Genomic DNA, 25,418 nt, shown 5'->3' with positions numbered 1-25,418 from the left:
GCTTTGTATGAAAATGAAAGAGGGGAGAGCGAACGTGTCTACCAAGCAAAGCTTATTTGCACCGGTAAACACGTTTGTAGCGTTGGGTATTTAACCCTAAACATAATCTTAAACAGGTTGGCGGCGTTCTTCTTGATAACGCTGGAGGCGTTCTACAATCGGCGGCGCCTTCTTGAAAGTACGAATTTCTTTAAACAGTTCGTTTGCTTCAGGGTAGCCTTTACTTAGATAAACAAACCACTGCTTCACTCTATTGGGGTAGTACATGCCTTTGTCCCCTTTAATTTGAAACTCTGAATAGCGCAGCAAAAGTTCAATGACTTTATCCCACGGCATTTTCTGGTGGTTGTGCTTAACGACGTTGCCAAGGTTTGGAATATTGAAAGCACCACGGCAGACCATCAATGAATCGACGCCTGTTGCTTCTATGCAATCTTGACCATCTTGATAGTTCCAGATTTCCCCATTAGCAATCAACGGTAGAGACGTTTTTTCTCTGATTTGATTGATGAAATCCCACTTGATTTCGCTGGCTTTATAGCCGCCAACTTTGGTTCTTGCATGTACGGTGAGTTCGTCAGCTTTGGCTTGCTCGATAGCGTCGACAATTTCAAAGCACTCTTCCGGGTGCTCCCAACCTAATCGGATTTTTGCGGACACGGGAATGTGTGCAGGTACCGCTTCTCGACAGGCGTTCACCACTTGATAGATGAGCTCTGGTTCTTTTAGCAGTGAAGCCCCACCATTACTTTTGTTGACCGCTTTTGCTGGGCAACCAAAATTAAGGTCAATGCCTTTAGCGCCTAAGCTAGCAGCTTGAAAAGCATTCTCGGCCATCCAATTTGGGTGTTGACCTAAAAGTTGGAGATGGATTGGCACACCAGCCATAGTCTGAGAGCCTTGATGCAGTTCAGGGCAAATACGGTGGAACACATGCGGGGGAAGAAGTTGATCCACGACGCGCACAAACTCTGTCACACAGAGATCGTAATCATTGATCTCTGTGAGAATTTCACGCATTAGGTGGTCTAGAACGCCCTCCATCGGGCCAAGTATTACTCGCATGCTGATCTACCGAAACATCTCTGTCCTGAAATTAAGAGGCGTGATTGTACGAGGTGTTCGTTAGATTGTCACTAAGGAGCGGTATTTGCCATTGCTCGATCAACTCTTACTTCTCCCGTGATTGGCGAATAATAGAGAATCGGTAGTCTTTCAGAAATAGTAAAGCTTGGAGTGTAATAATAAAAACACTCATTCTGGCCGTTATACCAACTTACAATGGCTTCGTCGGAAGGCAGAATAAAGCCAGTATCATTTTGAGAGCGAGCAACTAAATCGGAATTAATCAAAGAGTTCCAAAGTGCAACGCATTGGTCACCATTGACTTGTGGCGGATTTGTTGGTTGTTCTCGAACCGAAATAGGAAAGCCAGTAAGTGATGGGTACACATCGCCTTCGCCGTAATCTACCACTTGATCAAAATTTGGCTCTCCATCGACAAGCCATTGAGAATGGTACATATCAATGCTGTTTCTAAACGCAGCAAATGCGCCTTGTGCTAATGCTTCATGAGCGTCCCGTTGAACACCAAGAAACCTAGGTGCAGCGGTCACTGCCAATATTCCTAGAATAACAATCACAACGACAAGTTCGAGTAATGTAAAACCTTGGGATTTTGATTTCATGTTGACCACGCCTAAATGTAACTAAATGTTTATGGAAGCGTTTTACACCCAAGGTTCTGATTATCAAAGCGAAATAAGTGAAATATCGCCAATATTTGAATGGCAATGGTTTGCGTATCGTTATCGGTTAGAAAACAGAGGGAAGTGGTTGGCGACAACTTAGCAGGGATAACGTTATAATATCGAAAATGCCCCAATATCCAGAGCTTTCATGACATATCAATTATTAAGCCTACCAGAATCTATTTCAGACATTACGCCGCAGTTTATCGAAGGTGCAATCCTTGCGTCTAACTTAGCGACAAAGCCACTCGATCCTGAAGAATGGATTGCTATCGTAGCTCCTGAAGCGGGCAAAGAGCTTGTAACATTAGTGACAGAACAGATTAACCGACAGCACAACCTAATTCAGCGAAGTGAATACTTACTGACTGATGTGTTTGCAGAAGGTGACTTCAATGAGCAGTTCGCAGATTTTGCGGAAGGTTTTATGATGGTTTGGCCGACAGTGGAAGAGCAGTGGCAAAGCATTACGGTTGCGGACGGTACTCTGCGCATGCTGCAAGCTCTGTTGACGACATTAATGTTAGCGATTGATGAAGAGCAAACTCAACAACAAATGGTTGCGGCTGGGCTTCAAAACCCACCATCGCTTGCCGATTTAGTGGGTCAGGTCGATCTGATGATCTCAGAAGTGGCAATGGCTGCTGATGAGGCGATGCTAGGTAATAAATCGCAGAGCGTGAATCCATTTAAAGATATCGGCCGCAACGATGCTTGCCCATGTGAAAGTGGTAAAAAGTTCAAGCAGTGCTGTGGTAAAAACAGCTAATCGCAGTTTGTTGATGAACATTACTTGAGTCAGTAGCAGACTCTCTTTATGTGTTCAAAAGCTTAAGTCATAAAAAAGTCGACCTCATGGTCGACTTTTTTGTTGTCTCAATTTTAGCGGCTTACTGTTAGTCGTTTTTCGACTTCACAAATTGAGAAATAACCACAATACCGAAAGCAACCAAGTTACCTGCAAAGATAATGACTAGCCACTGAGGCATAGAAAGATCGAAGAACTGCCACACAACCTTACTGCAATCACCGTAAGCTTCAAACATCCAAGGTGCCCATTGGTTTAAAGGTGCCCAGCTAGGGAAGGTCACGAATAAGTCACAGGTTGCGAAAGGAGACGGATTGAACTGGTAATCGACGTGCTCTAAAGCAAGCATCAAACCTTTGTATGCGCCAAATCCCCAACCAGCAAGGCCTAACCAACGTGATATTGGGTTATTCGGGGCAATAGCACCAATCATGGCAGCAACACCGATAGCGAGCATAGCAACGCGCTCATAGATACACATCACGCAAGGACCAAGCATCATCACGTGTTGGAAGAAGAGAGCGCACGCTTCAAAAAAGACAATAAAAGCCAGCAGTAAAAGCCAAGATAAACGTCCCTTAGAGAAGTCTTTGATCATTGCTAAAAAGTTCACGAATTAAATCCTGTCTATAAAATAAAAAAGCCCTGATTACTCAGAGCTTTTTATCTTGGATAAGTTTCCTAATCAACTAATATTTTTGATTAGCTAGTTATACTTAATGTGGTTTGCGACACAGTGTTAGCTTAATGACCGCCAGAGATAACTGGAGCAACAGTTTCACCAGTGCGCTGAATGATCCAACCTGCATCATAGAACCAGGCTGTCATCGGTTCTACGAAGAACACGATACCAGCAAGGCCAACCAGTGCTAACACGATGGTGTATGGCAGAGCCATGATAACCATGCGGCCGTAAGACAATCGAATTAACGGAGCAAGTGCTGAGGTTAATAGGAATAGGAATGCAGCCTGGCCGTTTGGCGTAGCAACAGAAGGTAAGTTAGTACCAGTGTTGATAGCAACAGCAAGTAGGTCGAACTGATCACGAGTGATGATGCCTTCAACCAGTGCAGTTTTCACTTCGTTAATGTAAACCGTACCGACGAACACGTTATCTGAAACCATCGATAAAATACCGTTGGCAATATAGAAGAGTGCGAGCTGTGCGCCTTTATCTTCAACGTGAAGTACTGCATCGATCACTGGCTTAAATAGAGCTTGGTCGATGATTACCGCAACGACAGCGAAAAAGACGGCAAGAAGTGCAGTAAATGGTAGCGCTTCTTCAAAGGCTTTACCCATCGAGTGCTCTTCAATTACACCAGTAAATGCCGTTGCCAATATGATCACTGAAAGGCCAATCAAACCCACTTCAGCGACGTGAAGCGCAAGGCCAACAATCAGCCAAACTGCGATTGCACTCTGAACCCATAATTTTGCTACGTCTTGCTTGGTGCGGTTTGCACGTTCTTTGTTGTCGAACTCAACTAAGATTTGGCGAACATTCATTGGTAGCTCAGCACCGTAACCAAACACTTTGAATTTCTCGACAAGTGCACAAGTTAAAATACCGCAGAAGAAAACAGGCAGTGTTACCGGCAGCATACGGATGATAAATTCACCGAACTCCCAGCCCGCTTGTTTAGCAATTACCAAGTTCTGTGGTTCACCTACCATGGTCATTACACCACCCAGTGCTGTACCCACACCTGCGTGCATAAGCAGTGAACGTAGGAAAGCACGGTAGTTTTCTAGGTCATCACGAGTTAGCTCTGAGATCTCTTCATCATGAGTATGATCGTGCGCAGACGTTGTGCCCTTGCCTGATGCAACCTTGTGGTAGATAGAGTAGAAGCCGACCGCAACGCTAATAACTACGGCGATTACTGTTAGTGCATCTAGGAATGCTGATAAGAAAGCGGCAGCAACACAGAAGGCAACAGAGAGTAAAATTTTAGATTGGATGCCAAGCAAGATCTTCGTGAAAATGAACAAAAGCAGTTCTTTCATGAAGTAGATGCCAGCAACCATGAATACGAGCAAGAGTAATACAGGAAGGTTTGCTTGCAGCTCGTGATAAACCATTTCTGGTTTGGTCATGCCAATGGCGACTGCTTGAATAGCTAATAGACCACCCGGTTGAAGTGGGTAGCATTTGAGAGCCATAGCTAGAGTGAAAATAAACTCAACCACCAATAGCCAGCCCGCAACAAATGGGTCAACTAGGAAGAAAACAAACGGGTTGATGATTAAAAAGGAAATGATGGCAAGTTTATACCAATCAGGAGCTTTACCAAGGAAGTTCTTGATAAAAGCGTTTCCGAGAGACATCGGCATGTTAATACTCTTTTATGTTGATTATGAATAGACAAGCAATACAACATTTTGAGAATCGAGCTATAGAAATTGTTAAAAACTATAACTAACAGTGACTTAGAAAAACTACATTCCATGTAATGTTCTGTGGTCTTGCCAAGTCACTCCCTTAGAAACTCAAGCACTGCTTATTTTTGAGCGCAACTCTACTCTTAGATAACATTTAGTCAACAGGAAAAGCCCTGTAGCACTAAAAATACCTCTTTTTTGTTGAGAAACGCGATCAAAGTAGCGCAAGCATACCACTTAAAATGTGATAAAAACCGACTAGAATCAATATTTCAGCGAAATGATTGAAATTTACAGAATAAAGACGGTTTATATATGATTATTACAACTTAATGTTGCAATTTAATGGCTTTAAAATTATGACCAATCTCATTGATTTTAAAGAAAATTTGTTGTGTTAATGATTTGTTGAAATAGTGATTTATAGTCGCTTGCTTTCTAAACCTAAGGTGCAAACGTGTGCTGAACTTTAGAGTTTTAACTCTACTTGTGTTTTGAGTGAGTAAAATTTTTGAGGGTGTTTCCGCTAGGTGTTAACTAGTGGTATGATGAGTAAATTAGAACAGAATAATTAAATTGGATTGAAGTGTAGATGGTCATTAAGGCGAAGAGCCCGGCAGGATTTGCAGAAAAGTATATCATTGAAAGTATTTGGAATGGCCGTTTCCCTCCAGGTTCTATCTTGCCAGCAGAGCGTGAGCTTTCTGAGCTAATTGGCGTTACACGTACTACGCTTCGTGAAGTACTTCAACGTCTTGCTCGTGATGGTTGGTTGACAATCCAACACGGCAAACCAACCAAAGTTAATCAGTTTATGGAGACATCAGGTCTTCATATCCTTGATACGCTAATGACGTTGGACGTTGATAACGCAAGCAAGATGGTAGAAGACTTACTTGCTGCCCGTACTAATATCAGCCCGATCTTTATGCGTTATGCATTCAAAGCAAACAAAGAAGCTTCAGAGCGTACTATTAGTAACGTGATTGAATCTTGTGAAGCGCTACTTGCGGCACCTACATGGGATGAGTTCTTAGAATCATCGCCATACGCAGACAAGATTAAGCAAGCTGTAAAAGAAGATTCTGAGAAAGATGAAGCGAAACGTCAAACGATCTTAATCGCGAAGACTTTCAACTTCTACGATTACATGCTTTTCCAACGTTTAGCATTCCATTCAGGCAACCAAATTTACGGCCTGATCTTCAACGGTGTACGTAAACTGTATGACCGTATTGGTAGCTACTACTTCTCTAACCCAGAAGCACGACGTTTAGCGATGGACTTCTATAAAGAGTTGTTCGTTATCTGTGAGAGCGGCCAACGTGAAAACTTGCCATTGGTGATCCGTAATTACGGTATCGCAAGTGCGCAGGTTTGGAACGAAATGAAAACAACGTTGCCAACGAACTTCACTGAAGACGATAGCTAATCTTTTGGGCTAACTAAATAGCGTTAAACAAAGAACAAAAAAGCGGCGAGATAATACAATTATCTCGCCGCTTTTTATTTATTAAGAATCTGGCTAGTTTATCAGTAGGTTGTTTTTAACCGGCAAACTCTTCTGAGTCAGGGCGGTTAGTAAACTGAACGCCATTTAGGAAGTCGCAAAGCAGTTGGTCTTCACACACTTTGTAGTTTTTGTTTTCTGGCTTGCGGAAGTAAGCGCCGATTTCGTACTTGCTCAAGCTAATGCCAACCACTTCTAGCACGTCCAAAACATCTTCTGCTTTCATGTTTAATGCGATACGAAGCTTCATGAAGATCATGTTGTTCGTCAGTGCAACTTCAGGTTTAGGTTGCTCGCCTTCTTTTTTGCCACGCTTAAGGTTGATGAAACCATTTAGGAATACCGCTAACTCTTTATCTTTCATCTTAGAGCATGACTTGTCGTTGTCGTCTTTTAGCCAGTTTATCACTTGGTCATGAGCAACGGTCACATCAGCTTGTTCGATAGCTTTGATGATTTGTGCATTTTTAAGGTTTAGTGCGTGTTGAATACGACGCAAGATTTCGTTGTTAGTCACTGGGAATTCCTAAAAAGGGTTTTAGAGTAAAGAGGTGCTGGTTTCGCCTATTTTTGTCGACGAACCAATTTCTACTCTACATAGCATAGTTGACGGCGACTCTAACAGAGAACGCTAATTTTCGGTAGATATAAAAAATCCCCAATGCTGATTCACTCTTTCAAGTCAAAATGCATTAGGGATTTAGTGATGAGTGTTTGTTATCTGACAGGAGCCAGAATTACATTACACGCATACCAGGTTGAGCACCTTCGTGTGGCTCAAGGATCCATAGGTCGCTGCCGCCAGGGCCCGCTGCTAGGATCATGCCTTCAGACATACCAAACTTCATCTTACGAGGTTTTAGGTTGGCTACCATTACAGTTAGCTTGCCTTCTAGCTCTTCAGGTTTGTATGCTGATTTGATACCAGAGAATACTTGGCGAGTCTCACCACCGATGTCCAGTTGGAACTTCAGTAGTTTGTTCGCTTTTGGTACTTCTTCACAAGAGATGATACGAGCAATACGCATGTCTACTGCAGCAAAGGCATCGAACTCAATCTCGTCTGCGATTGGCTCTTTGTCTAGCTCAGTTTGGCTTGCTTGTTCTTTTTCAGCTTCTGCTTTTTCTTTCGCTGCTGCTTCAGCGGCTGCATCTTCTTTAGAAGACTCAACCATTGCTTCCACTTTCTTAGGGTCAATACGGTTGAATAGCGCTTTGAACTTAGTGATCTCGTGATCAGTTAGCGGAGTAGCAATCGCTTCCCACGTTAGCTCTTCGTTTAGGAAAGCTTCAGTGCGAGCTGCAAGCTCTGGCATCACTGGTTTCAGGTAAGCCATCAGCACGCGGAATAGGTTAATACCTACAGAAGAAACTTGTTGAAGCTCAGCTTCTTTGCCTTCTTCTTTTGCAAGAACCCAAGGTGCTTTTTCGTCGATGTACTGGTTAGCTTTATCCGCTAGTGCAGTGATTTCACGGATAGCACGGCTGAATTCACGAGTTTCGTATAGCTCACCGATACGCTCAGCAGCAGCAACGAATTCGTTGTATAGCTCAGGCTCTGCAAATTCAGCAGCTAGCTTGCCTTCAAAACGCTTAGTAATGAAGCCTGCGTTACGAGAAGCTAGGTTAACAATCTTGTTTACTACGTCAGCGTTTACACGTTGAGTGAAGTCTTCAAGGTTAAGATCTAAGTCATCGATGCGGCTGTTTAGTTTCGCAGCGTAGTAGTAACGTAGACACTCAGGGTCTAGGTGGTTTAGGTACGTGCTTGCTTTGATGAATGTGCCTTTCGACTTAGACATCTTCGCACCGTTCACTGTTACGTAGCCGTGTACAAATACGTTGTTTGGCTTACGGAAACCTGCGCCGTCTAGCATTGCTGGCCAGAATAGGCTGTGGAAGTAAACAATGTCTTTACCGATGAAGTGGTAAAGCTCAGTTGTGCTGTCTTTCTTCCAGTATTCATCGAAGTTTAGATCGTCACGTTTGTCACATAGGTTCTTGAAAGAAGCCATGTAGCCAACAGGTGCGTCTAGCCATACGTAGAAGAACTTGTCTTTTTCGCCTGGGATTTCAAAGCCGAAGTAAGGTGCATCACGTGAGATATCCCACTGTTGCAGACCAGACTCAAACCATTCCTGCATTTTGTTTGCAGTTTCATTCTGTAGAGAGCCAGAGCGAGTCCACTCTTTAAGCATGCTTTCGAACTGAGGTAGGTCGAAGAAGAAGTGCTCAGAGTCTTTCATTACTGGAGTTGCGCCAGAAACCGCTGATTTAGGGTTAATCAGTTCAGTTGGGCTATATGTCTCACCACAGTTATCACAGTTATCACCATACTGGTCTTCTGATTTACACTTAGGGCAAGTACCTTTTACGAAGCGGTCTGGTAGAAACATCTCTTTCTCAGGGTCGAAAAGCTGAGAAATAGTACGGCTAGAAATGAAGCCGTTCTTTTTAAGTTCTAGGTAGATGTGAGAAGCCAGTTCACGGTTCTCTTCGCTGTGTGTGCTGTGGTAGTTATCAAAGCTGATATCAAAGCCAGCGAAGTCTTTTTGGTGCTCTTCACTAACAGCAGCGATCATCTCTTCTGGTGTGATACCCATCTGTTGAGCTTTAAGCATAATTGGCGTGCCGTGAGCATCGTCAGCACAGATGAAGTTTACAGTGTTGCCACGTAGACGCTGGTATCGAACCCAGATATCAGCTTGGATATGCTCAAGCATATGACCAAGGTGAATAGAGCCGTTAGCGTACGGAAGCGCACAAGTTACCAAAAGTTGTCTTGGATCAGTTGCCATACTTAATAATTCGCTTTTTTGATAGGTATAAATTTTGAGAGGTAATACTACTTTATAACGTGTGATACGCCAAGGTATCAGACAAAGGATTCCCCTAGTTTTTTAGGGGTTCAGTCTTTATCTCGTGGGTGATAGCATAAATAAAAAAGGAGCCTCAATGCGTAACTTTACTTCTAAGCAAGATTTCTGTTCATGGTTGAATGAGTTCGAATCACCAATCCTCATTCCTGAGTGGGCGCAACACCAAAATATTGTATCGGTTGATCCGCGTGGATCATTTGTTATTACTTTACCTTTTGCTGCGAATCAACTGGCTGCTGATCTTAAATACTGGATTAACGCTCAGATCGAACAGCAACTTGTCAGCGCTTTTCAATTCGAAGTGAATGTGAAGCCATCAGCGCTTGAAACTACCGTCGCTACACCATTGAAAGGCGTTAAGAACATTATCGCGGTAACGTCTGCCAAGGGGGGAGTGGGTAAATCAACAACTTCGGTAAACCTTGCGCTCGCGTTATCTAAGTCAGGTTCAAAAGTCGGTTTGCTGGATGCAGATATCTATGGCCCGTCAGTGCCTATGATGCTTGGCCAATTAGACGCAAGACCACAAGTACAGAATAATAAATGGATGATGCCAATTGAGGCGCATGGCATTTTTACACATTCTATTGGGTATCTTGTGTCGAAAGACGATGCGGCAATCTGGCGTGGCCCTATGGCAGCTAAAGCTTTAGGCCAACTTGTTAACGAAACCGTATGGCCAGAGTTGGATTACCTTGTTATCGATATGCCACCGGGCACGGGTGATATTCAGCTAACGTTGTCGCAGCAGATCCCAGTAACGGGCGCGGTAGTCGTGACGACTCCTCAAGATTTGGCTTTAGCCGATGCACGTAAAGGTGTAGCGATGTTCGATAAAGTGAACGTACCTGTGGCGGGTCTCGTCGAAAACATGAGCTACCATATTTGTAGTCATTGTGGTGAGAAAGAGCATATCTTTGGCGCTGGTGGCGCAGAGGCTATGTCTGAAGAATTTTTCCTCGATATTTTGGCGCAAATTCCACTGCATATTGATGTACGAGAAGACATTGATGCTGGCTGCCCAACGGTAATACGTCGCCCAGACAGCGAACATACTCGTCATTATCTAGAGCTTGCTGAAAATGTTGCTGCGAAGATGTTTTGGACGGGAAAAGCGAGACCGGAAGCAATTAACTTCTCTATGGTTGAATAAAGTTGGCCACTCTCAATGTCTTGTAAATAATGGTTGGTAAGATAAATGGCTTTTTGGGTTTAGGAAATAGCCATTGGGGTTGTGCAAATAGTTGTAGGTAAGTTATTTGAAAGCAAACGATTGTATTCATTAAATGCATTGATATCATCAATTTGACTGCAATTAGCTAAAATGGCGACTAGAATCTATGTTGTTTAGCCCCTATAATCAGGCGGTTTATCTCTTCCCACCACCAAACCATATCGGGTGCAAAATTAATGTCTGATAATAATCAATGTGTCATCGTAGGTATCGCTGGCGCTTCAGCTTCAGGAAAAAGTCTGATTGCTAGTACAATTTATAATGAATTGCGCGAAAAAGTAGGCGACCATCAAATTGGTGTTATCACGGAAGATTGCTATTACAGCGACCAAAGCCACTTGAGTATGGAAGAGCGTGTTAAAACTAACTACGATCACCCAAATGCACTAGATCATGATCTTTTATGTGAACATCTACAGCAGCTAATGAGTGGTAATGCAGTAGAAGTTCCGGAATACAGTTACACAGAGCATACACGCACTTCTGAAACGACTACACTTACCCCTAAGAAAGTGATCATTTTAGAAGGTATTCTGCTTCTAACTGACCCGCGTCTCCGTAAACTAATGCACGCAAGTGTGTTTATGGATACGCCATTAGACATCTGTCTACTACGTCGTGTTAAACGTGATGTAGAAGAGCGTGGTCGTACAATGGACACGGTACTTAAGCAATATCAAGAAACAGTGCGCCCAATGTTTATGCAGTTTATCGAGCCTTCAAAACAACACGCAGACATCATCGTTCCTCGTGGTGGTAAAAACCGTATTGCGATTGATGTGCTAAAAGCGCACATTGCGAAGTTGTTGAAGTCTTAATCGAATAAAATTTTGCCTAAGTGACTCACTTAGCTTTATTTTTTAACGAATCAGTGGCACTTTTATAGTGCCACTTTCTTTTGGAATCTAAGCAAGGAATATGCGGATGAAGAAACTACTCATTTTCATAGCTGTACCAGTGTTTGTTGTTATTGCAGCAATTCTGGCACTAGTGCTGTTAGTGAATCCCAACCAATTTAAGCCATTAATTGTCGAACAAGCCCAAAAACACACCGGCCTAGAGCTCGTGATCGAGGGTGATATCAGCTGGCAATTCTTCCCATCTATTGGCTTTGCTCTTGGTCAAACTGAATTACGTAACCCTGAAGGATTTACCCAACCAAACCTATTCAAGGTTGATAACGTTGGTGTTGATGTGTCGGTTACTCCGCTATTTAGCAACCAACTAGAAATCGGCAACGTGACTCTGGATGGTGCAGAATTCTATTTAGAAACCCTTAAAGATGGTCGTAAGAACATCGATGCGTTAACGCAGGCATCAGCGTCTCAAGAGCCTGAGTCTGTTGCAGATACCCGTTCTGAATCCGCGCCAGCGACCGAAGAACAAGGTACGACAGAAGTATCAGGTTGGACGATAAACCTTGCGGGCGTTACTGTCTCAAACGCATTGTTTGAAATGGACGACAAGCAAGCCGGCTCATTCACTAAGTTATACGATGTGTCTTTAAACTTGTCTGAATTTGCGGTTGATACGTGGACCACTGCGACCTTTGCTGCCTCTGGTGAAAACAATCAGCAGAAGTTCTCTGCAGAAGGTAGTGCTGAGTTTAAATTAGCGGAAGGTTTTGCAAGTTACGCACTTCGCAATATTGACCTAAACGCTAAGTTCAATGATCCTGCGACGTCGATTGAATCTGCAAAAATTGGTTTGAACACGTTTGAGTTCGATAAGGTAAACCAACTTACTTATGCTGTAGTTGGTAACGCCGCAGGCCTTGACCTTGATCTTAAAGGTGGTGGTGAACTAACGGTAGATAGTGCGATTTCAAAAGTCACATTGAATAAGCTGACGTTAGATTCAACACTCAAAGGCGATGCGCTTCCACAATCACCAATGAAAGTGGATATGTTGTCTGACCTAAGCTTTGATCTTAATAAGAGCCACTTGAGCTTTGTGCTAGAGAAGTTGCAAGCAAATGCTATCGAGCTAGACGGTAAAGCAGACGTCACCTTATCTGAAATACCAAAGGTTCGTTTCTCTCTCCATAGTCCAAATATCGATTTAGATGAGTTCTTAGGTTTGGGTAAGACAACAGAAACAGCGAGCACAGCGCCTTCTGATTCTGCTGGTGGCTCAACGTCAAATTCTGATAGTTCAGCTCCTACTAAAGAAGTAGAACCTGATCTTTCGGCTCTGAAAACGTTAGACGTGAAAGGTGACATCACGATTGATAAGTTCAAAGCGAACAACGCGAAGATGCAGAATGTTAAAACAGCATTTTCTGTTAATCGTGGTATCGCGGATCTAACCTCATTTACATCGAATCTCTACGATGGGTCTATCTCTGCAACAGCTAGATTAGATGCACGTAATACACCGGCGACTTACACCGCTAAGAAGAAAATCAAAGGTGTGAAAGTTCAGCCGTTACTGGTTGATGTCGCTGAAAACGATATGCTAGAAGGTACTGGTAATATCGATGTTGACGTCAAAGGTAAAAGCTTGACACCAACAGGAATTAAACAGAACTTAGTCGGTACGATTGCGATTAATTTCGAAGATGGTGCGGTTAACGGTATTAATGTCGCTCAGCTGATTCGAGAAAACTACGCCAAGATCAAGGGTGAGAAGGTCGAAAAAGTTGATGGCGCACAGAAGACTGATTTCAGTGCAATGAAAGCGACACTCAAAGTGGATAAAGGCTGGGTTTCAACGAATGACTTGTCAGCTCAATCACCGCTTTTAAGAGTGACGGGCCAAGGTAAGGCAAACTTCATCAATGAGACAGTCGATTTCCTTGTGAGAACATCGATAGTTGGGTCTTTAGAAGGTCAGGGTGGTAAGAGTATCGATGACCTGAAAGATGTCACTATCCCAATCAAGGTCACTGGCCAGTGGGCAGAACCGAAATTTGCGCTTGTTTTTGATGATGTGTTGAAGCAAAAAGCGCAGAAAGAGATTGACCGTGGTGTGAATAAGCTAACGGATAAGATCAAAGACGAAAAAACCAAAGAAGCGGTTGATGGTTTATTGAAAGGCTTCTTTAACTAAACGTTTCTAACTCGTATATAAAAGAAGCGCCATTCCTGTTTTAGGAGTGGCGCTTTTGTTTGGGTACTTATAATACTTTAGAGAGATTCCCTATGACACTCGTTCCCTGCTCTAGGGAATGACGACAGGTGCTCGTCCATTATTTAGGGGAGTAACACTGAATCTTCGTCATCCTCGAGAGGGAGAATGACCGGGTCGGGGGATCTCTGGTTGAGTCCGATTACCAATCCACGCCTTGAAGCGCTTTTACACCAGATTCGAAAGCGTGTTTAACGTTACGAACTTCAGACACGGTATCGGCCATGTCCGTTAAAGTGCGGTGCGCTCCACGGCCAGTAATGATCACGGACTGCATTTTCGGACGGTTGTTTAGAGCTTCTACCACTTCATCCAGCTCAATGTAACCGTAACTCACCATGTAAGTCAGCTCATCAAACAGAATCACATCAATCGACTCATCGGCTAGCATACGCTGACACTCTTTCCACACGCGCTGTGCGGCTTCTATATCTTGAGCTTTGTTTTGAGTTTCCCAAGTAAAGCCGGTGCCCATTACTTGGAACTCTACGTCGAGCTTTTGGAGAACGTTCTTTTCACCGTTGTCCCAAGTCCCTTTAACAAACTGAGCGACGGCACATTTCTTACCATGACCGACTGCACGTGTAATCGTACCAAAACCGGATGTTGATTTACCTTTACCGTTACCCGTGATGACCAACAATAGGCCTTTTACTTCTTGTGCTGCAGCGACACGAGCATCGACTTGTTCTTTTACTTTTTGTTGTCTTGCTTTGTGGCGTTGCTCTTTGTTGTCTTCAGTCGACATAACAAATCCTTTTAAGTTGTGATTAGGCCTATCATAGCCTAACTTAACGATAGCAAAAACCATCGGAAGAACAGGTGATTAGGGATGAAAAAGATACTCGTAGTTTGTATGGGGAATATTTGCCGTTCGCCAACAGGTGAAGCGGTGCTAAGGAAGAAAGCCCAACAGTTGGATATTGACGTTGTGGTCGACTCTGCGGGGACGATTGGTTTTCATCAAGGCAACCCGCCAGACTCGCGTTCGAAATCTGCAGGAGAGAAGCGAGGTTACAGCTTTAAGGGGATTACTTCTCGTAAAGTGGTTGATAATGACTTCGAAGAATTTGACTTAATACTCGCGGCAGATAGGGCCAATTTGGACGACTTAATGAGTCTGTGTCCAACGCACTTACAATATAAACTTGCACTGTTCTTGAGTTTTGGAGAGTCGCAGTACGAAGAAATTCCTGACCCATATTACGGAGAGGACAACGGATTTGAGTTGGTACTGGACTTAATCGAAGAGTCTAGCGAAGCGATATTGCGTTCAATGTAGTGTGGAAGGAATGTTCGTCGTTTTGTGATCAGCGTAAGGGCAGACCGATAGGTATAAAAAAGCCGACATTGAATGTCGGCCTTTCTAAATCTAACTTAAAGTTACAGCTAAGATTACTTAGACATTACTTTGTAGATTGGGTCTTCTGCAACGTTCGCTTCAACTAAGCTACCCGCTTTGTGCAGCATAGCAACACAGTCTTGGCTTAGGTGGCGAAGGTGAAGTGTTTTACCTAGCGCCGCGTAACGGTCAGCAATCGTGTCGATCGCTTCAATAGCAGAGTGGTCAGTCACGCGTGAGTTTGCGAAATCAACGATTACATCTTGTGGATCGTTGTATGCGTCAAACAACTCTAGGAAGTTAGCCGTTGAACCAAAGAAGATTGGGCCGTTAACTTTGTACTCTTTTGAGCCTTCAGCGTTTACAGACGTGTCTGCGTAGATGTGTTTAGCATGTTGCCAAGCGAACATTAGCGCTGAAGCTACAACACCAACACCTACTGCTACAGCAAGGTCAGTCAGTACGGTTACCACGGTAACAAGAACGATAACGAAGAAGTCTTGCTTAGGAACGCGACGCGCAAGCTTGAAGGTTGCCCATTCAAATGTGCCGATAACAACCATGAACATTACGCCCACAAGTGCTGCTAGAGGAATCATTTCAATCAGTGCAGAACCGAACAGGATGAACATCAGTAGTGCAACTGCGGCTACGATACCTGAAAGACGACCACGACCACCTGAGTTTACGTTGATCATCGATTGACCGATCATCGCACAACCACCCATCGCGCCGAATACAGAACACGTTACGTTAGCCATACCTTGACCAACACACTCACGGTTAGATTGACCACGAGTGTTTGTCATTTCGTCTAGTACTGTCAGTGTCAGCAGAGATTCAATCAGGCCGATAGCCGCAAGGATAATTGCGTAAGGCAGGATGATCTGTAGTGTCTCTAAAGAAAACGGAACAGCAGGAATTGAGAATGTTGGAAGAGAGCCCGCTAGCGTAGCAGCTTCGTCCCCAGACATTGTACGCAGGAAGTCGACAACAGTGCGAGTTTCAAGATCAAGACCCACAACCAAAGCCGTTACTGTAACAATAGCAACTAATGAAGATGGTACTGCTGTTGTTAGTTTAGGTAGGAAGTGGATGATAGCCATTGTAAGGGCTACTAGACCTAGCATTAGTGTCATTTGACCGCTTGGTAACCAAGTCAACGCACCTGTTACGTCTGGCGCTTTAAATTGACCAAGTTGAGCTAGGAAGATAACAATTGCCAAACCGTTCACGAAACCAATCATTACTGGGTGTGGAACGATACGGATAAATTTACCTAGTTTAAATACACCCGCTGCAATTTGCAGAAGGCCAGCCAGCATAACGGCTGCGAATAGGTATTGAACACCATGGGTTGCCACTAGGCTCACCATTACAACGGCCATTGCGCCAGTTGCACCAGAAATCATACCTGGACGGCCGCCAAAGACAGAAGTGATTAAACCTACGATGAATGCTGCGTAAAGACCAACCATTGGGTCAACGCCAGCAACAAAGGCGAATGCTACAGCTTCAGGTACCAGAGCTAGGGCTACTGTAAGACCTGAAAGCACGTCATTCTTTACAGAGTGCTTTGAAAATTGTGGGAATTCGAACATGTTTGCTCAGCTATGCTTAAGATGGATTTACCGACACGGGTGTATTGCGTAGCCAAACAGTGATGGAAAAGAGCGGCAATAGCGAAGTGTCGAAAAGATAAGTGCGCGAATGCTACCCAAAAATGTGATTAAGTTCAAGGTTGAACCTAACTTTGAGTAATATATCTGTTAATTTTTATTCGATTAGTAGATATGAAAAAGGCTGCTTTAATAAGCAGCCTTTGATTCTATTTACTTGCGATTATCTATCAGTAATCGCTAGTAGTTTGGCTTAGTCATCGCCGCGCCAGCTTTGTTCGACGCTGCCTGACTGCCTGCACCTTTCGATACAAAACGTTCAGTGCGGAACGGAGCTGCAATCACTTCAATCTCTTTGATCTCTTGAGGACCAGGAGCTTTAGTCATTGGTGAGCCAGCTTGCTTCTTAGCAACTGCTGCCTTTGGTGCCGCTTTAGGAGCTTCTGTTTTTACAACAGGTGCTTCTTCAACTTTTGCACTTTCAGCTTTAGGCGCTTCAGCTTCAACAACTGGTGTTGCTTCTGCTTGCACAGCTTCTGCTACAACAGGCGCTTCAACTTTCGTCGCGTCTGCAATCACTGGAGTTTCAACTTTCGCAGTTTCAACGACCACTGGTGCTTCTTCAACGACTGCAGGAGTCTCAGCTACTTGAGCTTCAACAGCAGCATCTTCACGACGGATGATAACTTTACCCATTGCAAGCTCTGGACATGCGAAGCCGCCAGCCATCACTACATTGCTTTGTGGTGCCGTCTCTAGAGCAACATTCTGCTCTTGAACAGATGTTTGAGCTTCAGCTGCTACTTGAACTTCAGCCACTTCAGGTTTTGCCTGCTTGTGGTGAGGTTTTGGAATGAAGCGAGGCATCACTTTACCCATAGCCATCTCTGGAGAAGCTACACCACCTTTACGTAGGCGGAATGGGTTAGGGCGACGATCACGACCGCGACGACGACGTTGACCACTTGCACGTAGGTGACGTGGAGAACGACGGTTACGACGTTGTTTCGGCTCTTCCTGTTCAGTTTGCTCTGCATTCGCTTGAGTTGCTTCTACTTGTTCCGCAACTTTTTGCTCTTGAGCTACTGACTGTTCTTTTGAAACAGATAGTTCTTTAGCAGCAACCTGCTCTTTTGAAGCGTTATCTTCAGCTTGAGCTTGTTGGTCTTTAACACGAACTTGCTTGTTCAGTTTACGACGCTGACGACGCTCTTTAATCTTAGCTGCTTTCGCTTCAGGTTTAGCCTTAGGCGCTTCCGGTTTACCAGCTTGTGCTTCTGCTGCTAGCTGTAGACCTTCTTCTGCTAATTTAGATGGTGCTTGCTCTTCGCGTTGCTTCTGCTCATCACGTGGCTTGTTGCGACGGTCTTGCTTAGGCTTGCGAGGCTGACGAGTTTGCTGTGGAGCTGCTTCTTTTTGCTCTTCAGGCTTCTCATCACGAGCTGGCTTACGACGGCGTTTGTTGTCACGGTTTTCGTTACGATTGTCACCACGTTCACCACGTTCACCACGGTCGTTACGCTGTTCGCCACGCTCACCACGTTGGTTACGACGACGGTTATCGTTACGATCACGGCGTTGACGGTTGCCGTTGTTGCGATTGTTTTTAGGTTTCTCTTCTTCTTTCTTCTCTTCTTTTTTCTCTTCTTGAGTTGAAGAGCCAAATAAGAAGCTACCGATAGCTTTGAAGAAACGACCAATTAGGCCTGGTTCTTGAGTCGCTGCTGGTTCAGCTTTCTTCTCTTCTACAGCTTTAGGTGCTGGAGCAGGAGTTGGTGCTGATTGAGCAGGAGCTGCGAAGCCTTTCAGAGCAGGTTCTTCGATCTTCTTAGGACGAATAGTCTGTTCAGCAGGCTCTTTGCTTTCCGCTTCTTTTAGAGCTTCTAGCTTGTTAGGCAGCAAGTAAGACAGTAGATCGAACTCTTCACCTTCACGAACACGGATAACCTCAAAGTGCGGTGTTTCCATGTCTGAGTTAGGAACAACAGTGATCTTAACTTCTTGGTTTTTCTCGATGTGGTTTACTGAGCGACGTTTTTCGTTCAGAAGGTAAGAAGCGATTGGAACAGGCACAACAGCAAGTACTTGTGCTGTGTTGTCTTTTAGAGCTTCTTCTTCAATCAAACGTAGAACAGAAAGTGCTAGAGATTCGTTATCACGAACAACACCAGTACCTGTACAACGAGGACAAATGTGGTGGCTTGCTTCTGCTAGTGATGGGCTCAAACGTTGACGAGACATCTCTAGAAGGCCAAAGCGAGAAATACGACCAATCTGAACACGTGCGCGATCTAAACGAACGGCATCACGTAGACGGCTTTCTACTTCGCGTTGGTGGCGAACCGGAGTCATATCGATAAAGTCGATTACAACAAGACCACCTAGGTCTCGCAGACGTAATTGACGTGCAATTTCATCGGCAGCTTCTAGGTTAGTGTTAAGTGCTGTTTCTTCAATATCGCCGCCCTTTGTTGCACGAGCCGAGTTGATATCGATAGAAGTCAGTGCTTCTGTTGGGTCGATTACGATAGAACCACCAGATGGAAGACGAACTTCACGTTGGAAAGCAGATTCGATCTGGCTTTCAATCTGGTAATGGCTGAATAGTGGCACTTCACCATCGTATTTCTTAACGCGATTCATGAAATCTGGGCGTATTAATTGAATGTGCGCTTGAGCACGTTCAAAAATAGTATTGCTGTCGATTAGAATCTCGCCAATATCACGACGTAGATAGTCACGAATTGCGCGAACAATAACGTTACTCTCTTGGTGAATTAGGAAAGGAGCTGCATTTGAATCAGAAGCTTGCTTGATAGCGCCCCAATGGTTCAATAGAACATTCAGGTCCCACTCTAGCTCTTCTGCGCTTTTGCCAACACCCGCTGTACGCACGATTAAGCCCATACCTTGAGGAAGCTCAAGAGTGCTTAATGCTGCTTTCAGTTGAGTGCGTTCATCACCTTCGATACGACGAGAAATACCGCCAGCACGAGGGTTATTAGGCATAAGAACTAAGTAACTACCAGCCAAAGAGATGAAAGTTGTCAGTGCAGCACCTTTGCTACCACGTTCTTCTTTCTCTACTTGTACGATTACTTCTTGACCTTCTTTTAGCACTTCTTTAATGCTAGGACGGCCTTGGTATGTATAACCTTCAGGGAAGTATTCGCGGGCAATTTCTTTAAGAGGGAGGAAACCGTGACGTTCTGCGCCGTAATCAACGAATGCCGCTTCTAGGCTTGGTTCAATACGGGTAATACGTCCTTTGTAGATATTCGCTTTCTTTGACTCGTGACCTGGACTTTCGATATCTAGATCGAACAGTCGCTGGCCATCAACCAAAGCGACACGCAACTCTTCTTTTTGAGTTGCGTTAATTAACATTCTTTTCATTTAGAAATTCTCATTGTCTTTTCTTATTTTCATCATTGTTCTTATCGCTTTATTTCGTTTCTCATGGTGCCAGATCCCATGGCTTTATCGGTGCAGCCTCCCGGCTGGAGAGGGATGCTCTGGGGCACGTCAGTCATCATAGGAAGTTAGCCTATGATCCGCGATGTGGCGGTGAATACTCAACATGAGTGTACGTGAGTAGAGCGATAAGGAACTCAGTTGACCGTGTCTTACGCCGATTGCAGCACTGTCTAATCTGAGTTATCTACTCATTTACTTGCTTATGAATGGTTAGCTGTTTAAATAATAGTCAAACCACTGATAGCAGCTGTGAACTATAGCAGCGGTCGTTAAACACAGCAATCTGCTTTGTCGGAATGCTGTAAAAAAAACAGTTTTTGTTTGGGTTTTGATAGCTCTAACTCACTGTCTATAAATAATTTATCAATTGATATTTTAATTTGCAGGAATCTTGGTGCTTTTTTGTTCGAAGAATCAAAGAAATATAGAACTTCAATGACCTTTTAGGGATAGATCGGCAGGGATTATAGATAAATAAGTTCGGAATAGGGCTAAGAAAATCTCAATTATCAAAAGTGACAGTGATACAATAGCGCAATGAGCGAAATTAGAACCCAAGTCCAATTCGTCGACATTGACGAAGATATGGCTGGTCAGCGTATTGATAACTTCTTACGCAACCAATTAAAAAACATCCCGAAAAGCATGATTTACCGAATCGTGCGTAAAGGCGAAGTCCGCGTAAATAAAAAACGCATCAAGGCTGAATACAAACTAAAAGCTGGCGATTTAGTTCGTATCCCTCCGGTTACTATTGAAGAGAAAACAGAAGAGAACGTGCCGAGCACGAAACTCAACAAGGTTTCAGAATTAGAACAGTGCATCATTTATGAAGATGATCACATGCTAATTCTTAACAAACCGTCTGGCACTGCTGTTCATGGTGGTAGCGGATTAAAGTTTGGCGCGATTGAAGCATTACGTGCTCTTCGCCCTGATGCTCGTTTTCTTGAATTAGTGCACCGTATCGATAGAGATACGTCTGGCATTTTGCTTGTTGCTAAGAAGCGCTCGGCGCTAAGACACCTTCAAGCACAGTTCCGTGAAAAAACGGTTCAAAAATACTACTTCGCTTTAGTTATGGGCGAATGGAAGAACAGCTGCAAAGTCGTCAACGCACCTTTGTTAAAAAACGAAGTGAACAGCATTGTTCGAGTTAACCCGAATGGTAAAGCTTCTGAAACCCGTTTTAAGGTTTTAGAAAAATTCCAAGAGGCGACGTTGATTCAAGCTAGCCCAATTACAGGCCGTACACACCAAATTCGTGTGCACGCTCAGTATACTGGTCACCCAATAGCTTGGGATGATCGCTACGGTGATCGTCGTTTTGACGCTTACACGGGCAAGGTTGGTCTTGATCGTCTGTTCCTACATGCCGCAAACATCAAGTTCACACACCCAGGTAGTGAAGAGAAGATGGATATCTCGGCGCCAATGGAAAGAAGGCTAGAGAAAGCCCTAACTGGTTTACGTAAGCTTTAAGAAGATACGAGATACGAGATACGAGATACGATATTTTTCGTGAATTGAGTATCAGACGCATCAAATGGAAAAGGTTGACGAATATCGTCAACCTTTTTTGTTTTTATCTATTGTAGAAGATCCCCAAGTCGCTCAATGGTCGCTCTTGAGGATGACGACTTTTTAAAATCACGCTCTATATCATTAGTTGGTTAGATAAAATTGCGTGTTCCGCCATTCCCTAGACCGACGAAGGAAGGAGTAGGGAATCTCTAACAAAGAGAGCGTATCCGTTATAGTACACCCATTCCTTGCGCTTCTAACATATCGACTAGATCGATTAACGGTAAGCCGATCAAAGTATTTGGGTCTTTCCCTTCCATCTGTTTAAACAACGCGATGCCTAACCCTTCACACATAAAGCTACCTGCGCAGTAATAAGGTTGCTCTTTCTCAACATAACTCATGATCTGTTGCTTAGTTAAATCGCGGAAATGCACTACAAAGGTGTCGAGACGCGTGTCAGCTTCATTGGTTTCGTTGTTCCAAACCGAAAGCCCAGTATAAAAAGTAATGCTCTTGCCGCTTTGACGAGATAGCTGCTCGATCGCTTTTTCTCGAGTGTGAGGCTTACCAATGATCTCTCCATCAATTACGCAAACCTGATCAGAACCAATGACTAAGCTAGGTTGCTCCACAACACAAGACTTAGCTTTGGTCTCAGCAAGGCGCATCACCAACTGTTGTGGTGTCTCTTCTGGAAGCGGCGTTTCATCGCAGTCTGGCTTGGCTGTAATGAAGCTTAACTGTAGTTTTTTGAGGATCTCTTGCCTAAATGGTGATGTAGAGGCTAAAACTAGTTGGTAATTTCTCATTTTAATTTACAATTCAAGGAAGCATTTATCTCAGGATAACGTAACTTGTCCTGCTATTCATAATGCTCTGAATAGGAAAGGCAGGAAAGTACATTTTTTTTGCCATTTCCTTTGACTAAACACGATTTGGAAGATAAGATTCGCGCCCTATGCAAAAGGAAAAAATACCGCGTACAGTTGATCCGGCAAGAACGGCTCAAAAACGACTCGATATGGATGGTATCATTCAGGTCAGTCTTTTGAAGCGTTTAACTGAAGCAACTGAAGGCGTAAAACGTGACGCGCAAGTCTCAATGTCATTTGGGCTTGATGAACAACGATTAGTCGTTATCTCTGGTAAAGCTAACGTCGAAGTCGATTTAGAGTGTCAACGTTGTAATGAGGTTTTCGCACATGAGTGCGATGTCCAATTTACTTATACTCCTGTTTACAGTGAGAAAAGTGAAGAGGAAGCACCGGAAGAGTACGATTTGGTAGATCTGAACGAGTACGGTGAGTTAGACCTGATTCAATTAGTTGAAGACGAGTTCATCCTTGGATTGCCACAAATAGCAATGCACGACGATGCGAAATGTAGCGTTAACTCAAATAACTTGGTGTTTGGTGAACTTCCTGAAGAAATTGAGGAAGACAAAAAGCCGAATCCATTTGATGTTTTAAAAAGCTTAAAGAAGTAATTGCTTCTTTAAGAATTTACATAGGAGTAGGGTCAATGGCCGTACAAAAGAGCAAGAAATCACGTTCAATGCGTGGCATGCGTCGTTCACACGATGCGCTAACTACAGCTGCACTTTCTGTAGACGCAACTTCAGGTGAAACTCACCTACGTCACAACGTGACTGCCGAAGGTTTCTACCGCGGCAAAAAGGTTATCAACAAGTAAGGTTGACCTTTGCAAAATCTAACCGTTGCGCTTGATGCAATGGGCGGGGACTTCGGTCCTCGTGTAACAGTGCCTGCCGCCGTGCAGGCACTGTCGTATTTCCCAGAGCTAAAAGTCATTCTCATAGGTGATCGAAACGCGATCACATCTCAATTATCTTCATTAGGTCGAATGCCTGATTCTCGTTTGAGCATCCAGCATTGTGATCGAGTCATTTCTAATTCTGAAAAACCTTCACTAGCCTTACGTAATAGTCAGGGTAGCTCTATGCGTGCTGCTATCGATCTGGTTGCCGAATCACAGGCTGATGCTTGTGTGAGTGGTGGTAACACTGGCGCATTGATGGCTTTGTCCCGTTTCCGACTTAAACTCCTTCCCGGTATTGATAGGCCTGCATTGGTTTCAGCTTTGCCTACTGCATCCGGAAATCGCACATGGATGCTTGATTTAGGGGCGAACGTTTCTAGTGACGCAGATTCACTCTTTCAGTTTGCTGTCATGGGTAGTGCATTAGCCGAACAGCATTTAGGTCGCGCACCACGTGTCGCTATCTTGAATATCGGCGCAGAAGAAATTAAAGGCAATGACCTTGTAAAACGATGCGCTGAAATGTTGTCTAATACTCAGTCTGTGAACTTCATAGGCTATATTGAAGGTAATCAATTACTTCAAGATGCTGCTGATGTCGTCGTATGTGATGGTTTTGTGGGCAATGTCTGCTTAAAAACGTGCGAAGGTACGGCTCAGCTCTTTATTGATAAGCTAAAAACGCGCATGATGGCTTCAACAATAAAGGGTTGGATCGCCAGAATGTTGTTTTCTGAGCTATTTACTGAATTAAAAACCTTGAACCCCGACCAGTATAACGGCGCAAGTTTGTTAGGATTGCGCGGCATTGTCATTAAAAGTCATGGAAGTGCTGATGTGTCTGCAGTCGTCAACGCGATTGGTGAAGCAGTACACGAGGTCAAACGACAAGTCCCCAGCCGCATTAGCGATCGTTTGGAAGCGGTTTTACTCGAGAGGCATTATTAGTCTTCATGTATAGCAAAATTTTAGGTACTGGCAGCTACTTGCCATCTCAGGTGCGTACTAACGCAGACTTAGAGAAAATGGTAGAGACTAGCGATGAGTGGATCGTTGCTAGAACAGGTATTAAAGAGCGTCGTATTTCAGCGGAAAACGAAACCGTTGCGGATATGGCGTTTTACGCTGCTGAGAATGCCATTGAGATGGCAGGTATCGACAAAGAAGATATTGATTTAATCATCGTTGCGACAACCAGCAGTAGCCATACATTCCCGTCTTCGGCATGTCAGGTACAAGGTAAGCTTGGTATCAAAGGCTGCCCTGCGTTTGATTTAGCTGCGGCGTGTTCTGGCTTTGTCTATGCATTGTCTGTTGCTGATCAACATATCAAGACTGGTATGTGTAAAAACGTTTTGGTAATCGGTGCGGATGCACTGTCAAAAACCTGTGATCCGACTGACCGCTCTACTATCATCTTATTTGGTGATGCTGCAGGCGCGGTGGTTGTAGGCGCAAGCGAAGAGCCAGGTATTTTGTCTACTCACATATACTCTGATGGTAAATATGGTGAGCTTCTAAGCTTAGAAGTACCAGAGCGCGGCGGTGATGCAGACAAATGGCTGCACATGGCGGGCAACGAAGTATTCAAAGTGGCGGTAACTCAGCTTTCTAAGCTAGTTAAAGACACATTAGCTGCGAATAATATGGATAAGTCAGAGCTTGATTGGTTAGTTCCACACCAAGCGAACTACCGTATTATCTCCGCAACGGCTAAAAAGCTGACAATGTCGCTTGACCAAGTTGTGATTACTCTTGATAAGCATGGCAATACGTCGGCAGCTACCGTACCAACGGCCCTTGATGAGGCTGTTCGCGACGGGCGAATTAAACGTGGTCAAACGCTTCTACTTGAAGCATTTGGCGGCGGCTTCACTTGGGGTTCTGCGTTAGTTAAATTCTAACTCCAAGCGATAATCAACAAACAAGGCACATAACTTATGTGCCTTATTCAATTTTTTGCTTTGCTTAAAGGAAA

Annotated in this window: 21 protein-coding genes; 11 read left to right on the top strand and 10 right to left on the bottom strand. The window is 44.0% G+C overall.

What is annotated here, in order from left to right; translation table 11 throughout:
• Nucleotides 1-108 precede the first annotated feature (108 nt).
• Entirely contained in the window at nucleotides 109-1,065 is a 957-nt protein-coding gene (dusC, locus tag AC3CH3_RS10360) for a tRNA dihydrouridine(16) synthase DusC (RefSeq protein ID WP_017069187.1), read from the bottom strand.
• Between the two features lie 71 nt (nucleotides 1,066-1,136).
• Nucleotides 1,137-1,688, bottom strand: coding sequence for a prepilin-type N-terminal cleavage/methylation domain-containing protein (locus AC3CH3_RS10355; protein ID WP_488537100.1), 552 nt, complete (start codon nucleotides 1,686-1,688; stop codon nucleotides 1,137-1,139).
• A gap of 211 nt (nucleotides 1,689-1,899) precedes the next feature.
• Between AC3CH3_RS10355 and AC3CH3_RS10350 the strand changes: the two genes are divergently transcribed.
• Nucleotides 1,900-2,520 carry an SEC-C metal-binding domain-containing protein gene (locus AC3CH3_RS10350; protein WP_019823577.1) on the top strand — a complete coding sequence of 207 codons (621 nt, stop codon included), beginning with the start codon at nucleotides 1,900-1,902 and terminating at the stop codon, nucleotides 2,518-2,520.
• 127 nt (nucleotides 2,521-2,647) lie between these two features.
• Here AC3CH3_RS10350 and dsbB read toward each other — a convergent pair whose 3' ends face one another.
• Both dsbB and nhaB read right to left on the bottom strand, forming a co-directional pair.
• Nucleotides 2,648-3,157: a disulfide bond formation protein DsbB gene (gene dsbB / locus AC3CH3_RS10345; protein ID WP_026084412.1), complete on the bottom strand. Its 510-nt coding sequence runs from the start codon at nucleotides 3,155-3,157 to the stop codon at nucleotides 2,648-2,650.
• A 146-nt stretch (nucleotides 3,158-3,303) separates the two neighbouring features.
• Nucleotides 3,304-4,896, bottom strand: a complete 1,593-nt coding sequence (nhaB, locus tag AC3CH3_RS10340) for a Na(+)/H(+) antiporter NhaB (protein ID WP_019823574.1) — start codon at nucleotides 4,894-4,896, stop codon at nucleotides 3,304-3,306.
• 640 nt (nucleotides 4,897-5,536) lie between these two features.
• Between nhaB and fadR the strand changes: the two genes are divergently transcribed.
• Nucleotides 5,537-6,376 carry a fatty acid metabolism transcriptional regulator FadR gene (gene fadR / locus AC3CH3_RS10335; RefSeq protein ID WP_019823572.1) on the top strand — a complete coding sequence of 280 codons (840 nt, stop codon included), beginning with the start codon at nucleotides 5,537-5,539 and terminating at the stop codon, nucleotides 6,374-6,376.
• Between the two features lie 115 nt (nucleotides 6,377-6,491).
• Here the strand turns inward: fadR and AC3CH3_RS10330 are convergent, their stop codons facing one another.
• Together AC3CH3_RS10330 and metG are read right to left on the bottom strand one after the other, a co-directional pair.
• Nucleotides 6,492-6,971 carry a YehS family protein gene (locus AC3CH3_RS10330; protein ID WP_010437231.1) on the bottom strand — a complete coding sequence of 160 codons (480 nt, stop codon included), beginning with the start codon at nucleotides 6,969-6,971 and terminating at the stop codon, nucleotides 6,492-6,494.
• Nucleotides 6,972-7,191: 220 nt separating this feature from the next.
• Nucleotides 7,192-9,252: a methionine--tRNA ligase gene (metG, locus tag AC3CH3_RS10325; RefSeq protein WP_017062160.1), complete on the bottom strand. Its 2,061-nt coding sequence runs from the start codon at nucleotides 9,250-9,252 to the stop codon at nucleotides 7,192-7,194.
• A 157-nt stretch (nucleotides 9,253-9,409) separates the two neighbouring features.
• Between metG and apbC the strand changes: the two genes are divergently transcribed.
• From apbC to AC3CH3_RS10310, 3 genes are all read left to right on the top strand, one after another.
• Nucleotides 9,410-10,486, top strand: coding sequence for an iron-sulfur cluster carrier protein ApbC (apbC, locus tag AC3CH3_RS10320; protein ID WP_016787172.1), 1,077 nt, complete (start codon nucleotides 9,410-9,412; stop codon nucleotides 10,484-10,486).
• Nucleotides 10,487-10,743: 257 nt separating this feature from the next.
• Nucleotides 10,744-11,385: a uridine kinase gene (gene udk / locus AC3CH3_RS10315; protein WP_004734002.1), complete on the top strand. Its 642-nt coding sequence runs from the start codon at nucleotides 10,744-10,746 to the stop codon at nucleotides 11,383-11,385.
• A gap of 106 nt (nucleotides 11,386-11,491) precedes the next feature.
• Nucleotides 11,492-13,618, top strand: a complete 2,127-nt coding sequence (locus AC3CH3_RS10310; RefSeq protein ID WP_102363460.1) for an AsmA family protein — start codon at nucleotides 11,492-11,494, stop codon at nucleotides 13,616-13,618.
• Between the two features lie 220 nt (nucleotides 13,619-13,838).
• Here AC3CH3_RS10310 and cobO read toward each other — a convergent pair whose 3' ends face one another.
• Nucleotides 13,839-14,444 carry a cob(I)yrinic acid a,c-diamide adenosyltransferase gene (gene cobO / locus AC3CH3_RS10305; RefSeq protein WP_048610567.1) on the bottom strand — a complete coding sequence of 202 codons (606 nt, stop codon included), beginning with the start codon at nucleotides 14,442-14,444 and terminating at the stop codon, nucleotides 13,839-13,841.
• A gap of 84 nt (nucleotides 14,445-14,528) precedes the next feature.
• On the opposite strand from cobO, the gene AC3CH3_RS10300 reads away from it, so the two are divergent.
• The gene (locus AC3CH3_RS10300; RefSeq protein ID WP_488537099.1) at nucleotides 14,529-14,978 is read left to right on the top strand and encodes a low molecular weight protein-tyrosine-phosphatase; all 450 of its coding nucleotides are present in this window, start codon (nucleotides 14,529-14,531) and stop codon (nucleotides 14,976-14,978) included.
• A 113-nt stretch (nucleotides 14,979-15,091) separates the two neighbouring features.
• On the opposite strand, the gene AC3CH3_RS10295 is transcribed toward AC3CH3_RS10300, so the two are convergent.
• Nucleotides 15,092-16,639, bottom strand: a complete 1,548-nt coding sequence (locus AC3CH3_RS10295; RefSeq protein WP_019823563.1) for a SulP family inorganic anion transporter — start codon at nucleotides 16,637-16,639, stop codon at nucleotides 15,092-15,094.
• 258 nt (nucleotides 16,640-16,897) lie between these two features.
• Nucleotides 16,898-20,053 carry a ribonuclease E gene (gene rne / locus AC3CH3_RS10290; protein ID WP_488537098.1) on the bottom strand — a complete coding sequence of 1,052 codons (3,156 nt, stop codon included), beginning with the start codon at nucleotides 20,051-20,053 and terminating at the stop codon, nucleotides 16,898-16,900.
• Nucleotides 20,054-20,671: 618 nt separating this feature from the next.
• Between rne and rluC the strand changes: the two genes are divergently transcribed.
• A complete protein-coding gene (gene rluC / locus AC3CH3_RS10285) occupies nucleotides 20,672-21,616 on the top strand; it encodes a 23S rRNA pseudouridine(955/2504/2580) synthase RluC (RefSeq protein WP_017054981.1) in 945 nt (314 codons plus the stop codon).
• A gap of 272 nt (nucleotides 21,617-21,888) precedes the next feature.
• On the opposite strand, the gene AC3CH3_RS10280 is transcribed toward rluC, so the two are convergent.
• On the bottom strand, nucleotides 21,889-22,470 hold the full coding sequence (locus AC3CH3_RS10280) for a Maf family protein (RefSeq protein ID WP_017062154.1): 582 nt from the start codon (nucleotides 22,468-22,470) through the stop codon (nucleotides 21,889-21,891).
• Between the two features lie 149 nt (nucleotides 22,471-22,619).
• Between AC3CH3_RS10280 and yceD the strand changes: the two genes are divergently transcribed.
• The 4 genes from yceD to AC3CH3_RS10260 are packed head-to-tail and all read left to right on the top strand — an operon-like array spanning nucleotide 22,620 to nucleotide 25,344.
• Nucleotides 22,620-23,147, top strand: coding sequence for a 23S rRNA accumulation protein YceD (yceD, locus tag AC3CH3_RS10275; protein ID WP_017062153.1), 528 nt, complete (start codon nucleotides 22,620-22,622; stop codon nucleotides 23,145-23,147).
• Between the two features lie 35 nt (nucleotides 23,148-23,182).
• Nucleotides 23,183-23,353, top strand: a complete 171-nt coding sequence (rpmF, locus tag AC3CH3_RS10270) for a 50S ribosomal protein L32 (RefSeq protein WP_004737376.1) — start codon at nucleotides 23,183-23,185, stop codon at nucleotides 23,351-23,353.
• A gap of 9 nt (nucleotides 23,354-23,362) precedes the next feature.
• Entirely contained in the window at nucleotides 23,363-24,388 is a 1,026-nt protein-coding gene (gene plsX / locus AC3CH3_RS10265) for a phosphate acyltransferase PlsX (protein ID WP_017062152.1), read from the top strand.
• 5 nt (nucleotides 24,389-24,393) lie between these two features.
• Complete coding sequence (locus tag AC3CH3_RS10260; RefSeq protein WP_010437276.1) at nucleotides 24,394-25,344, top strand: beta-ketoacyl-ACP synthase III; 951 nt, start codon at nucleotides 24,394-24,396, stop codon at nucleotides 25,342-25,344.
• Nucleotides 25,345-25,418 lie beyond the last annotated feature (74 nt).

Source organism: Vibrio sp. QJM3NY_35 (genome assembly GCF_057785915.1).
Note: the sequence above shows the minus strand (reverse complement) of the source record. Positions and strands in the feature narration are given on the sequence as shown.

Excerpts from the sequence above, each read along its gene's own strand:
- cobO (WP_048610567.1), bottom strand. The coding sequence starts at position 14,444 with ATGTCGACTGAAGACAACAAAGAGCAACGCCACAAAGCAAGACAACAA.
- yceD (WP_017062153.1), top strand. The coding sequence starts at position 22,620 with ATGCAAAAGGAAAAAATACCGCGTACAGTTGATCCGGCAAGAACGGCT.
- AC3CH3_RS10295 (WP_019823563.1), bottom strand. The coding sequence starts at position 16,639 with ATGTTCGAATTCCCACAATTTTCAAAGCACTCTGTAAAGAATGACGTG.
- AC3CH3_RS10355 (WP_488537100.1), bottom strand. The coding sequence starts at position 1,688 with ATGAAATCAAAATCCCAAGGTTTTACATTACTCGAACTTGTCGTTGTG.
- AC3CH3_RS10260 (WP_010437276.1), top strand. The coding sequence starts at position 24,394 with ATGTATAGCAAAATTTTAGGTACTGGCAGCTACTTGCCATCTCAGGTG.
- AC3CH3_RS10350 (WP_019823577.1), top strand. The coding sequence starts at position 1,900 with ATGACATATCAATTATTAAGCCTACCAGAATCTATTTCAGACATTACG.
- AC3CH3_RS10300 (WP_488537099.1), top strand. The coding sequence starts at position 14,529 with ATGAAAAAGATACTCGTAGTTTGTATGGGGAATATTTGCCGTTCGCCA.
- metG (WP_017062160.1), bottom strand. The coding sequence starts at position 9,252 with ATGGCAACTGATCCAAGACAACTTTTGGTAACTTGTGCGCTTCCGTAC.
- rluC (WP_017054981.1), top strand. The coding sequence starts at position 20,672 with ATGAGCGAAATTAGAACCCAAGTCCAATTCGTCGACATTGACGAAGAT.
- dsbB (WP_026084412.1), bottom strand. The coding sequence starts at position 3,157 with ATGATCAAAGACTTCTCTAAGGGACGTTTATCTTGGCTTTTACTGCTG.
- fadR (WP_019823572.1), top strand. The coding sequence starts at position 5,537 with ATGGTCATTAAGGCGAAGAGCCCGGCAGGATTTGCAGAAAAGTATATC.
- rpmF (WP_004737376.1), top strand. The coding sequence starts at position 23,183 with ATGGCCGTACAAAAGAGCAAGAAATCACGTTCAATGCGTGGCATGCGT.
- rne (WP_488537098.1), bottom strand. The coding sequence starts at position 20,053 with ATGAAAAGAATGTTAATTAACGCAACTCAAAAAGAAGAGTTGCGTGTC.
- udk (WP_004734002.1), top strand. The coding sequence starts at position 10,744 with ATGTCTGATAATAATCAATGTGTCATCGTAGGTATCGCTGGCGCTTCA.
- dusC (WP_017069187.1), bottom strand. The coding sequence starts at position 1,065 with ATGCGAGTAATACTTGGCCCGATGGAGGGCGTTCTAGACCACCTAATG.
- nhaB (WP_019823574.1), bottom strand. The coding sequence starts at position 4,896 with ATGCCGATGTCTCTCGGAAACGCTTTTATCAAGAACTTCCTTGGTAAA.
- AC3CH3_RS10280 (WP_017062154.1), bottom strand. The coding sequence starts at position 22,470 with ATGAGAAATTACCAACTAGTTTTAGCCTCTACATCACCATTTAGGCAA.
- AC3CH3_RS10310 (WP_102363460.1), top strand. The coding sequence starts at position 11,492 with ATGAAGAAACTACTCATTTTCATAGCTGTACCAGTGTTTGTTGTTATT.
- apbC (WP_016787172.1), top strand. The coding sequence starts at position 9,410 with ATGCGTAACTTTACTTCTAAGCAAGATTTCTGTTCATGGTTGAATGAG.